At 41.2% G+C, this 11,912-nt stretch carries 11 protein-coding genes and 4 pseudogenes; 5 read left to right on the forward strand and 10 right to left on the reverse strand.

Going from position 1 to position 11,912, the window contains the following annotated elements; translation table 11 throughout:
* Positions 1–839: pseudogene (locus ACE1AQ_RS15835) on the reverse strand (IS630-like element ISMae26 family transposase); the annotation flags it as partial.
* 189 nt (positions 840–1,028) lie between these two features.
* Between ACE1AQ_RS15835 and ACE1AQ_RS15840 the strand changes: the two are divergent.
* From ACE1AQ_RS15840 to ACE1AQ_RS15850, 3 genes and pseudogenes are all read left to right on the forward strand, one after another.
* Positions 1,029–2,175: pseudogene (locus tag ACE1AQ_RS15840) on the forward strand (ISKra4 family transposase).
* Positions 2,154–2,345 (forward strand): hypothetical protein, encoded by a 192-nt coding sequence (locus tag ACE1AQ_RS15845; protein WP_110544442.1) that lies wholly within the window; start codon positions 2,154–2,156, stop codon positions 2,343–2,345. Before ACE1AQ_RS15840 ends, ACE1AQ_RS15845 begins: the two are co-directional and overlap by 22 nt.
* 663 nt (positions 2,346–3,008) lie before the next feature.
* Entirely contained in the window at positions 3,009–3,137 is a 129-nt protein-coding gene (locus ACE1AQ_RS15850) for a hypothetical protein (protein ID WP_301182366.1), read from the forward strand.
* Here ACE1AQ_RS15850 and ACE1AQ_RS15855 read toward each other — a convergent pair.
* The 5 genes and pseudogenes from ACE1AQ_RS15855 to ACE1AQ_RS15875 form a co-directional block, all read right to left on the reverse strand.
* Positions 3,119–4,375, reverse strand: coding sequence for an ATP-binding protein (locus ACE1AQ_RS15855; protein ID WP_002775660.1), 1,257 nt, complete (start codon positions 4,373–4,375; stop codon positions 3,119–3,121). The two genes, ACE1AQ_RS15850 and ACE1AQ_RS15855, sit on opposite strands and share 19 nt — an antisense overlap.
* Positions 4,372–5,769 (reverse strand): tetratricopeptide repeat protein, encoded by a 1,398-nt coding sequence (locus ACE1AQ_RS15860; RefSeq protein ID WP_106909187.1) that lies wholly within the window; start codon positions 5,767–5,769, stop codon positions 4,372–4,374. Before ACE1AQ_RS15860 ends, ACE1AQ_RS15855 begins: the two co-directional genes overlap by 4 nt.
* An 8-nt stretch (positions 5,770–5,777) precedes the next feature.
* On the reverse strand, positions 5,778–6,056 hold the full coding sequence (locus tag ACE1AQ_RS15865; protein WP_045358776.1) for a hemolysin XhlA family protein: 279 nt from the start codon (positions 6,054–6,056) through the stop codon (positions 5,778–5,780).
* A gap of 225 nt (positions 6,057–6,281) precedes the next feature.
* A complete protein-coding gene (locus ACE1AQ_RS15870; protein WP_110544444.1) occupies positions 6,282–7,250 on the reverse strand; it encodes a cysteine synthase A in 969 nt (322 codons plus the stop codon).
* 24 nt (positions 7,251–7,274) lie between these two features.
* Positions 7,275–7,475 (reverse strand): annotated as a pseudogene (locus ACE1AQ_RS15875) (PhoH family protein); the annotation flags it as partial.
* A gap of 165 nt (positions 7,476–7,640) precedes the next feature.
* Between ACE1AQ_RS15875 and ACE1AQ_RS15880 the strand changes: the two are divergent.
* Complete coding sequence (locus ACE1AQ_RS15880) at positions 7,641–8,561, forward strand: hypothetical protein (RefSeq protein WP_106909186.1); 921 nt, start codon at positions 7,641–7,643, stop codon at positions 8,559–8,561.
* 162 nt (positions 8,562–8,723) lie between these two features.
* Here the strand turns inward: ACE1AQ_RS15880 and ACE1AQ_RS15885 are convergent, their stop codons facing one another.
* From ACE1AQ_RS15885 to rpmI, 3 genes are read right to left on the reverse strand one after another with little or no spacing between them, the layout of a single operon-like run.
* Complete coding sequence (locus tag ACE1AQ_RS15885) at positions 8,724–9,680, reverse strand: PhoH family protein (RefSeq protein ID WP_002772048.1); 957 nt, start codon at positions 9,678–9,680, stop codon at positions 8,724–8,726.
* 13 nt (positions 9,681–9,693) lie between these two features.
* The gene (gene rplT, locus ACE1AQ_RS15890) at positions 9,694–10,041 is read right to left on the reverse strand and encodes a 50S ribosomal protein L20 (protein WP_002739593.1); all 348 of its coding nucleotides are present in this window, start codon (positions 10,039–10,041) and stop codon (positions 9,694–9,696) included.
* Between the two features lie 31 nt (positions 10,042–10,072).
* Entirely contained in the window at positions 10,073–10,276 is a 204-nt protein-coding gene (rpmI, locus tag ACE1AQ_RS15895) for a 50S ribosomal protein L35 (RefSeq protein ID WP_002781071.1), read from the reverse strand.
* A 209-nt stretch (positions 10,277–10,485) separates the two neighbouring features.
* On the opposite strand from rpmI, the gene ACE1AQ_RS15900 reads away from it, so the two are divergent.
* A complete protein-coding gene (locus tag ACE1AQ_RS15900; protein WP_106909185.1) occupies positions 10,486–11,661 on the forward strand; it encodes a transaldolase in 1,176 nt (391 codons plus the stop codon).
* Between the two features lie 47 nt (positions 11,662–11,708).
* Here the strand turns inward: ACE1AQ_RS15900 and ACE1AQ_RS15905 are convergent.
* Positions 11,709–11,912: pseudogene (locus ACE1AQ_RS15905) on the reverse strand (RNA-guided endonuclease TnpB family protein); the annotation flags it as partial.

Here is an 11,912-nt window from a genome sequence, read left to right on the forward strand (position 1 = left end):
CAGTTTTCTTAATATCGCTTTGACTTTTGACCAAAAGTTTTCAATAGGAGAGAATTCGGGAGAATAAGGAGGTAAATAGATGAGTCTAGCTTTTTCTTGTTCAATTATTTCTCTGACCATTTCTCCGAGATGAATCTTGGCGTTATCCATGAGCAAACAGTCTCCTTCTTTAATTTTTGGCAGCACTTCCTTCAGAATAAATCCTTCAAATGTTACCGCATCCACTGCACCGTATATGTTGACTGATGCCACAACTTTTTCTAAGCTTATAGCACTAATTATTGAAATATTTCTCCCTCTTTTTTGTGGTTTTCTTCCCCGAGCTCTTTGGCCAATTAAGGCTCTAGCATAGAGTCTCAAAAGGGCTAAATTTACCCCCGATTCATCGATGAAAATTAGTTTTGATGCCTCAATTTCCCTAACTTCTGACCAGTATTCCACTCTTTTTTGCTGCACCCTGTCACTTTCTTTTTCCGCCGCGTGTAGTGTTTTTTTTTGAAACTGTAATTGAGTTTTTGCGTAAGCCGCCCCAGGGTGGCTCTACTGACTTTCACCTGTGTCTTTTCATATAGTAAGTCCGATAATTCTTCGAGAGTTGCATCATTGTTAGATTCGATGATTTCTATTAAAATTATCAGTTGTTCACTATTTAACTTGGTTGGCGGACTTCCCCCTTGTGGACGAGGACGGATATCCCCTGTTTCTTTATGTTGCTTCAATAACTTCTGAATAAAGCTTTTAGCCACGTCAAATCTCTGGGCTAGTCCTCGAATAGAAATTTTTTCTTTCTTCCAGACATCGATAATTTTTTGGCGAAAATCTACGGAATAGGGTCTCATAGGAAGCTGGCGAGTTCTATTATTTGTCTATTTGCTTTTCATTGTACCTCATAGCTCCAAGAATTGCTATAATTAGTCCTCTTGCGTCACTCTAGTGCGGGAGCAAGTCAAAGCTAAAGAACAAATAAACTACTTGACAAAAGCATCAATTGGGTATGGGATAGAGAAAAGAGTGGGGAAAAGACAAAAATGACTCCAGAGCAACAACAAGAACTTAACCAACATATTCAAGCGATAGCCAAGATTCTTCATCAGGAAGCTGAGGCTGAAAAAATCCAAACTTTAGAGGGAATAGAGACGACAATAAGAGAACAGACCTTAAAATATATAACTCCGAAACTAGGATTTTTTTTTGTCACAAAAACGACAGGAACTCAAGCTGGGAGACCGAGAAAAATAAAAAGCATCATCGGAGAATTATGCCTGACAGAAAAACAAGCAATCCGTTTAAATATTCCTCGTAATAACCAAATTAGTCCTTACTTAGAACGCTGTTGTTTAAGAGCTAGTGCCAATGTTTCTTATGAAAATGCCGCCAGAGATATTCAATTTTATACAGGGATGAAGGTCTCGGCTAGGACTCAACAACGATTAGTCCATCGCCACCAATTTGCCGAAGAAGAATCAGGAAACCCCGTTCAAGAAATTAGTCTAGATGGAGGAAAAGTGCGCTTAAGAACCGAAACTAAGGGAGAGGCTTGTATCTCGAAAGATTATAAAGCAATCTGTGTTGATACTTTCCTAAGAAAAGCTTGGTTTGGAGAGAATGAATCGTTAATATATTGGGTTAATCAACAACCTTTATCTGACCCCCTTACCTGTTTGGGAGACGGACATCCCGGTATTTGGAAAATTGTGAAAAACTGGGATTGTCCAGGAGAAAAAAGAGAAATACTTGACTGGTTTCATTTGGTAGAAAATCTTTATATAGCGTTTCTCGCATCTGTGCAGCACAGTTAAACCTTTGCTGATTAAGCTGTTCAGGATCGAGAATGTACCTCTTGTGAATCAGAAATGCTATAAAGTCGGCGGTTCAGTGAAGAGATTGAAAAAAGCAGAAAGTTTATTATGGCAGGGTAAAATTGAGGAAACAATAGCATTAATCTCTCCTTTAAAAAACGAACGAGCTGAAAATTTCTGTCGTTATTTAGAGATTCATCGTCATCGAATTGTTAATTATAATTACTATCAACAAGAAGAGATTTGCTCTATTGCTTCGGGAGCCGTTGAATCCACGGTTAAACAGATTGACCGACGACTGAAAATTTCTGGAGCCCAGTGGAATGAAGAAAATATGGTTCTTCGGTTTGTGTTATGCAATGGACGGGGGTTATAAGGGATGGAACCCTTATAGAGAAAGACATTTGGCAATTTTTGTCAATTGTTTTTGATCTAGAGCGAACTAATCAATTAAATCTCTTGCCAGATAAGGATTTAGTCGATTTATGCCACCCTATCGAACCATACCAAGTAACGAAGAACCGAAAATATCCCTCAAGTGCTTAAACACCGCTGTGCTTACCTAAATAACAGTCTTTAGCTATTGAATAGTATTTATGTTCTGACAAAACTGACTTGCTCCCCTCTAGTGCTCTTCTGGGAGTCTGGCAAAAGTCTTACATTCTCTAAACTCTGGCTCTCTTATGGGATAGGCCTTCAAGCTATCTATCGCTAACTAACACAAACCGAAGAGCCAAATATACAATTAGCATTATCTGTAAATAACTGGACTTCCCCCGTATAAACATACTAGCTATGGCTAAAAGTCTTACAGAGCCTGAGTTAAAGCAATACAATACCGGTGAACTACTGGACACAAAATCCTGAAGTCCTTACGCAGATAGGGTTTGAGGCAAAAATTTTCAAATTTGACCTTTAGACCATTATAGCTTGTTTCGGGGCAGAAAACCAGCAAAAACATGGCTACAGAGGGAATCCCTTACTCTAGAGATTAATGACACTATCTGTTAAAATCAGGTTAGCGATCACTATACAGCCAACTCTACGGAATCGCTCTACTCCAGATACAGTCAACGGTACGGCCATTTTCAAGTGAAAAATGTACCCAGTGGTCTCTTTTCAATTTTTTCTTAGAAGCGACCTGCAGTAAGGGTTTTGTTAACTTTTTGGTATTTATGTATGGGGGAAGTCCAGAAATAAGAACAACCTATGGATATTGAATCAACTAAAGTTACTCCCGAAGAAATTGCTCAGTTTCGCGCTGAATTGGTAGATAATCCAAGTGCGATCGCTTCTTTAGATGGCGACGATATGGCGATTTATTTTTGCGTTTCTTGAGAAGGTAATAATAATGGAGTTAAGGCAAATTCTATAGCTTGGTCATTAGGCAATCTTCTAATTAAATCTAATTCTACTAATTTGTCAATAATTGGAAGTAATTCACTAAATTCTTGAACTTGCAACTTTTGTAAATCTTCTAAAGTAATATTTTCATCTGATAATTTATCCCTTTCTAGAATTAAATCTATCAACATAAAATCTGCTGGGGTTAATCCTGGCAGACCTCGCATTTGTTGGTCAGCATAAATAAATCCTTCTTCTAAGATTTGAGGTGTAATAGTTTCGGCATTTAATTCAGATGCTTTCTGTAAAATATAGCTACCTAAACGATTTAAATAACGCGGAACACCATTAGATCTCTCACACAACATCTTAGCTGTATCTGGTGTAAAAGGTTTAACTGCTTGGGGATCTTTTACCGAATATTGACAATCTTGAGAACGTACACTGTTAAGGTAATTAACCAGCATTTCATACATAACAGATTGTTCAAGAGGTTCTAATTTAATCGCAAAATCAAATAATCCTCTTTCACTAATTAAAATATCTCTGGTTAAACCCGAAGGATGACCGGTCAAAATAAACCATGCTCCTGATTTTAGCATTCCTTGAGCGTTTAAAAGTAATTGTTTTACAGTTGCAGGATCTTGTTTATCTAAGTCATCAACAGCAATAATCACTCGCTCATATTTTTTTAATGCTCTTTTTAATAAGTCTTCAAAACTAAGTTCAGGAAAGAGTGGTTTATTAATATCAATACTTTTTTCTTTTAATTCTGCACCAATTCCTGCAATTCCAAATTTAGCTGTATTCTCTCGTTGTCTTAAAGGTTGGGCTGAAATTAATCCCATTTGATTTAAGAATTGTTGCGCCCATTCATCTTCTTTCATTTCACGAGCTAAAGCAATTAATGCAATCGTAGCTAAATCTGTATTAGCTGGCAAACTGATATAGGCAGTTAAAGTCTTAGTTGCTTTACGTTTTAGAACATCTAAAATTTCTAAAATAAATGCCGTTTTCCCAATACCAATCAAACCGTAAACTAACAATCTTTTACGCTCTTTTCCTTTTAATAAGCTGAAAACTGGTTTTAATTCTTGACTTCTCCCAGTAAAAACTTTTCTTAACTGCGATTCCCTCAATGTTGAAGCACTTTCAGAAAAAGGAATTTCTGTTATTCCCCATTGAGAATAGATATTATCTAATTCATCCCAAATGCGATCTGCTTCATTCATACAGCTTGTTTCTCCTTAATTTTGGCAAGGCAATTCAGAACTTCTGCTATTTTAGCAATTTCTTGTTCATTATTCAGTTCTTTAAAAATAAAAGTAGCCTTCTTTAATAATTCTTCAGCTTTTTCGACAAAACCAATTTGCAACATGAGTCTTCCTAAACTTGCTTGACAAAAGGCAACACCTCTATCATGTTTTAGATATTCATAAAAGCGCAAAGCATCCCGATAATAAATAGAGGCTTTTTCATGGTTTCCAATTAGGTGATGGGTATGAGCAATTTGATAAATGGTATCAGCACGACTTTTGAGATCGTCAAATTGACGATAAATTTTAAGACTTTTTTCTAAATAAGCTAATCCTTGATACCATTCTCCTCGATCTACTTTAATTTTACCTAATGTTAACCCCATCTCTGCGGCATTCAGGAAATCTCCTGCGGTTTCATATCCTTGTAAAGCGTTTTGATAACACATGACTGCTTGTTTTATATTCTCAGCTTTGTCCCCTCTGATTCTGTTACTGTAAGCTAAGGCAAGATTATTCTGTGTCATTGCCCAATCTTGGGGAAATGCGTCAAAAGTATAAACTTTCAAGGCTTCATTTAAAGTGGCGATCGCCTTTTCTAAATTCTCAGCTTTGTCCCCTCTGATTCTGTTACTGTAAGCTAAGGCAAGATTATTCTGTGTCGCTGCCCATTCTTGGGGAAATGCGTCAAAAGTATAAACTTTCAAGGCTTCATTTAAAGTGGCGATCGCCTTTTCTAAATTGTCGGCTTTCTCCCCTCTGATTCTGGAATAGTAAACAGCAGCGAGATTATTCTGTGTCGCTGCCCATTCTTGAGGAAATGCGTCAAAAGTGAACATAGTTAAGGCTATTTCATAACCCGTGATGGCAATTTCTTTGTGGGTGGCGATGTTACCGAGGGGAAATTGTGCAATTAAGTTACTGAAATTGGCAATAATAAAAGCGATAGAATGGGCTTGTTCTGGCGTGACTTGCGTTAATATCTCTCTCACCCGACTGTCTAGAATTTGCGCTAAATTATCATCCAATTTATCAAGATTTTGCGCCCAGAAGGGATAAATTAATTGAGGATTAGGATTTTCAGAGATTTTTTGTAATGTCTCGATTAAGAAATTGAAGTAGTTAGTTTCTGTATTTATAGAGGAAGAAGAATAGCTTTGTAGCAAATTTCCTGCAATATTCATTAACCGATTCGCATTATTGAGATCGCTTCTTACCCTTAGATTATCCGCTACTTTTAATAATTCTGTCACCAAACTCTGATCCAATAGTTCCCGATTTTCCTGTAATATTCGGGGTTCATCGCCATCATTGCAGGATAATAGCTGATTAATCAGGTTTAGGTAGGCTTGGCTACTTTCTTCGTTCATTGTCTTAATTATGATTGAGGAAAAGGGAGAATAATATAGCGAATCACTGTTCCTATTAAAGCTGTTCCCAAGATGCCGATTAACGTCCAAATCTGGGCTTTCTGAGAGCCTTTTAATTCTTTTGTATCTTCTTTTACCCCTTCAATATCTTTTTCTAAACTATCGACTTTTTCCTCTAATCTTGCCTGTACTATTTTAATATCCATAACATCTTTTTGTAGATTATCCAACTTCTGATTAATTGAACCTAAAATTTCTTTGAGATACTGTTCAATAGTAACTGACATCTGATGATTCTCCTAATAATGATAGTTATCAGCATTGTTGTCTATCTTATCTTAAGTGTTTGCCCAACCGAAGCGCCTCATTTTCCCTTGCTGCCTTCCCTCATTGTTGCCCTCCCCCTACCATTATCTCCACTAATCCCCGCTGGGATAATTCTTTATTGTCCTGTAAGATTCGGGTTTCATCGCCTTAATCTAGCTGAAGGCTGACTTAACCCTAACAACAATTTAAGCCAATCCTTTCTCAGCCAACCATTGAGGATTATATAAACGAGATTGATAACGGGCCCCACCATCACAAAGAACAGTAACGATGGTGTGGCCTGGCCCCATTTGTTTAGCTAAAGCTACCGCAGCACCAACATTAATACCCACAGAACCCCCCATAAATAAACCATCTTTTTGTAATAGTTGATAAACAACTTTAATAGCAGTGGGATCATCAATTTGAATGGCATCATCTATGGGTGCGCCTTCCATATTAGCCGTAATACGACTATTACCAATCCCTTCAGTAATTGAACTACCTTCCAGGGTAATTGTCCCGGTTTTCACATAACTATATAAACCGCTACCCATCGGATCCGCCACCACACAACGCACCTGGGGATTTTGGTCTTTTAAAAACATCGCCACCCCCGCGTAGGTTCCCCCGGTTCCCGTGGCAGCCACCCAAGCGTCAATTTTACCGTCGGTTTGTTCCCAGATTTCCCGGCCGGTGGTTTCGTAGTGAGCGCGACGATTAGCCAGATTATCGAATTGATTGGCCCAGATAGCATTTTCCATCTCACTGGCCAATCTCCCCGATAATTTAACGTAATTATTGGCATCTCGGTAGGGAACGGCGGGAACAGTACGCACTTGGGCGCCAAGGGTTCTCAATAGGTCGATTTTCTCTTGGGATTGGGTATCGGGAATGATAATCAGGCATTTATAACCTTTAGCATTGCAGATATGGGCCAAACCGATGCCAGTATTGCCGGCGGTTCCTTCGACAACGGTTCCCCCCGGTTGGAGAGTACCGGCTTTTTCCGCTTCTTGAATAATATATAAAGCGGCCCGATCCTTGACCGAACCACCGGGGTTAAGAAATTCGGCCTTACCGAGAATCTCGCAGCCGGTTTCCTCGCTAAAACTATTGAGACGAATTAGGGGAGTATTACCCACCGCATCGACGAAACCATTTTTAATATCCATAATCTGTTATTTTTCGTGCTGTTCCTAGGCTGAGACGATTTTTTGTACTAGGGGATGACGCACCACATCGGCCCGCGATAGGTAAGAAAAAGCGATCCCTTCTACTGATTTTAGGATTTTTTGAGCGGCAATTAACCCCGATTCTTGTTGTTGCGGTAAATCGGTTTGGGTGACATCTCCGGTTACTACCATGCGCAAACCGAATCCCAAGCGAGTTAAGACCATCAATGCGATCGCACTTTCTCCACTGGGGAATTGAATCGTTGGTCAATTTCTACCACTTTAGCAAAATTGTTGTCTTAGCTGGAAATATTGATTAAATTGGAAGTTTTTAGCTGTTATTAGTTACTTAACCTAATATAGTGGTGGCATTCTGTAAGGAGTCCCACCGTGACTAACAATTCCCTCGATCCTTTGAATATTGGCAATACGATTAATACTGCCCTCCGTCTTTATCGTGATCGCTTCCCAACTTATGTATTCTTTGCTGTCCGCGCCTGTTTGTGGTCGCTTCTTCCCTTAGTTTTGCAATTAATTCTCAGTCAATTACTTTATCAAACAATTACCCCCGAACAAGGCAGCGATATGGGTTTACGTTTATTTATTTTCCCGATACAAATTTTCTCGGCTGCTAAGTATCTTTTCAATAATGCGGTTATCTCACGATTAGCTTTTCAAGACATCATTTATCAGCCAGAAACTGCCGGACAAGCGGAAAAAAAAGTTAAGCCGAAAATGTGGCGCTTGTGGTGGATGCAGGTTTTGATCGGTTTGTTAGGAGCGGCAATAATCTTGCCGATAATGCTGCCTCTGATGCTAGTCAGTTTTATCCCCATCCTTGGTGTATTGCTTATTTTACTGGCTTCTTTCTGTCTTCCTTTTTTCTTCCTTTGGTTATCTGCTCGCATTTGCATTGCCGAATTGCCCTTAATAATTGAAGATAATTTAGGCAGTTGGCAAGCAATCAAGAGAGCTTGGCATTTAACTAAAAACTCGGCGTGGAGAATTGTGGGAGTGATATTTATTGCCAGTTTATTAATTATTCCAGTTTATCTTCTGTCAGTAGCTTTGGCTTCAATTCCCCTTTGGGTTAATTTTTCCTCTTTTTATAGTAGTTTGGAATCGGTAGAGGACTGGCAAACGCTCACGGAAAATCCTCTTTTTTTCCGACAAATGGCGATGTTTTCCTATGGTATGATTACTGTTTTTGTACTTCTGAATATTTTATTAGTTCCTTTTTGGCAATCTCTCAAAAGTGTGATCTATAATCATCTTTTAGACCAGAAAAAAAATGATGGGGGAGAATACTAATAACTGAGCGGCTGTTGGTGTATCTAAATTACTTGTTAAGACTGTCTATGAGCAGGGGGTGGGGTAGTGGGGAGAGGGGAGAAAAAAGCTGACTCCTGAATTCTGTCTCCTCAATAATGACTTCTAACCCAATGGTAGATGTGGGACTATCTCAACAATCGGTTATTTTTCGTGCTGTTCGTAGGCTGAGACGATTTTTTGTACTAGGGGATGACGCACCACATCGGCCCGGGATAGGTAACAAAAAGCAATCCCTTCTACTGATTTGAGGATTTTTTGAGCGGCAATTAACCCCGATTCCTGTTGTTGGGGTAAATCGGTTTGGGTGACATCTCCAGTTACTACCATGCGCGAACCGAATCCCAAGCGAGTTAAGACCATTTTTAACTGTGCTGGGGTGGTATTTTGGGCCTCATCAACGATAACAAAAGCATTAGCTAGGGTTCGTCCCCGCATATAAGCTAAGGGTGCGATTTCGATTTTACCCCGTTCCATCAGGTCGGGAATTTTGGCCGCTTCGATAAATTCGTATAAAGCATCGTAGAGGGGACGCAAAAAAGGATCGACTTTTTGCTGTAAATCCCCCGGGAGAAAGCCTAATTTTTCCCCCGCTTCCACGGCTGGCCGGGTGAGGATAATCCGTTCTACTTTATCTTCTAATAAAGCCTGTACGGCCAAAACGGCGGCTAAAAAGGTTTTCCCCGTGCCAGCCGGTCCAATACAAAAGGTGATATCGTGACTTTGAATCGCTTGAATATATTGACGCTGACGGAAGGTTTTCGCCCGAATTAGCTCCCCGCGACGGGTACGGGCGAGAATATCCTGCTGTAGTTCTTTATACTCGCTAGAACGCCCCGTATCGAGGGCATGGATAGCGGTCATAATATCGGCTTCGGCGATTAACTTGGCCTCTTGCCATAAAATACTTAAGGAGCGCACAATCGCTGTGGCACGCTCCACCGGGGTTGGTTGTCCCGCAATCCGCAATTCCATGCCTCTGAGGACTAAATTCGCCCCAGTTTGCCTGGCTATCAATTTGAGGTTAGCTTCTTGATGACCCGCTAAAGCGATCGCACTTTCTGAACTGGGGAATTGAATCGTTTGCCAAGTTTCCGTCATGCTCGGGGCTAAATTATCCTTTGGCTGTTTCTACCACTTTAGCAAAAGCGACGGGATCGAGGACGGCTAATTGGGCTAACATTTTCCGATTGAGGAGGATATTAGCTTTCTTTAATTGTCCGGTTAGTTGGCTGTAACTGATGCCCTGTTGACGAGCAGCGGCGTTAATGCGGGTAATCCAAAGACGACGAAAATCGCGTTTACGTTTGCGACGGTCTCTATAGGCATTCCGCAAGGCCTTCATTACCTGTTGGTTAGCGGTACGGAATAAGCGCGAGTGGGAACCGCGAAAACCTTTGGCTAATTTGAGAACTTTTTTGCGTCGCTTGCGGGCGACATTCCCCCGTTTTACTCTAGACATGATAATCCTTTAGACAATTTTTCTGGAAAATTTACAAATAGGGCAACATTAAGCGCACTTCCTTCTCGTCGCGCTCGTGTACCAAGGTAATCTGGGACAAACGACGGCGCTTGCGTTCGGCACTCTTATGATCGAGTAGGTGATTTTTGAAGGCTTTGCGACGTTTGATTTTTTTGCCGCTTCCCGTGGCCTCGAATCGTTTGGCCGCCGCCTTTCGCGTTTTTAGCTTGGGCATAAACTCCGTTTTATTAAATCGACACAATCACTAATAATATCACAAATAGAGGACTTTGGGCAAGAAGTGGCCCCAAGATTGCTGCGCTTATCCCCACTTTGGCCTGGTTCATGCTTGGGAATTAAATCAATCGGGAATTTTCCCCTTCCTTTCGATCGAATCGCTAAGATCCAGATAATGTCTCGCGTTAACACGCATCTGGAGAAGTTATGGCTAAAACCCTACTAGAACAATTACGCCAATTTACAGTGGTTGTTGCCGATACCGGCGATATCCAAGCGATCGAAGCTTTTACCCCCCAGGATACCACCACTAACCCCTCCCTGATTACGGCCGCGGCCCAAATGCCCCCATATCGGCCGATTGTCGATCAAACCCTGCAAGCGGCCAGAAAAGAATTGGGAAAGCAGGCCACCCCGGAAGATGTGGCCACATTAGCTTTTGATCGCCTAGCCATCGGTTTTGGTCTGCAAATCCTGCAAATCGTCCCCGGCCGCGTCTCCACCGAAGTAGATGCCCGTCTTTCCTACGATACCCAAGCTACCATCGACAAGGCCCGTTATCTCATTTCCCAGTATGAACAAGCGGGTATCTCTAGAGAAAGAGTCTTAATTAAGATTGCCTCGACTTGGGAAGGGATTAAAGCCGCAGAAGTCCTCGAAAAAGAGGGCATTCACTGTAATTTAACCCTATTATTCGGTTTTCATCAGGCGATTGCCTGTGCGGAAGCGGGAGTAACCTTAATTTCTCCCTTTGTCGGTCGGATTCTCGATTGGTATAAAAAAGAAACTGGTAAAGACTACGTTGGCGCTGAAGATCCAGGAGTCCAATCCGTTACCCAGATCTATAACTACTATAAAAAGTTTGGCTATAAAACCGAAGTTATGGGGGCAAGTTTCCGCAATATCGGCGAAATTTGCGAGTTAGCCGGTTGTGATCTTTTAACCATTTCCCCGAAACTTCTCGAACAATTGCAAGGGACAGAAGCCGATTTACCCCGTAAGCTCGATCCAGACCAGGCCGCAACCCTTGATCTGGTCAAAATTGCCATGGATCAAGCGACTTTTGCGAAAATGCACGCCGAAGATGCCATGGCTTCCGAAAAACTAACGGAAGGTATTCAAGGTTTTACCAAAGCTTTAGAATTATTGGAACAATTGCTGATTCAACGTTTAACCCAGTTGGAAGGTCAGTCAACCCTCGAACACGCCGCCGAAGATATTTTCCGAGTCTATGATCATGATGGGGATGGTTTCATCACCCGGGAAGAATGGGCGGGAACCGATGCGGTATTTGATGCGATCGATATTAACCATGATGGCAGAATTTCTCCCGATGAGATTGCTGTCGGTTTGGGTGCGGCTTTTCGTTTAGTGGAAGCTTGACTCTCCCCCGCTAAACCGCGCGAGCGGTTTAGCGTGGGATTCTTGGTTCATCTGCTCTTGACTAGATCAAACAGGTTTAACTGAACGACCCCCAACCGACCGCCTCCGCAAGCGTTTTCTAACACGGTCAGTCCGACCGCGTTTTTTCCTCGGTTCTCGATTACCTTTGCTGATGCCGTATCTCTCGGTTCAATGTGGCCGCAAGAATCACACCGGTGAACTCTTTCCGATAACGCTTTTTTGCCAGTAAT

The organism is Microcystis sp. BLCC-F209 (genome assembly GCF_041928595.1).
GTDB lineage: Bacteria > Cyanobacteriota > Cyanobacteriia > Cyanobacteriales > Microcystaceae > Microcystis.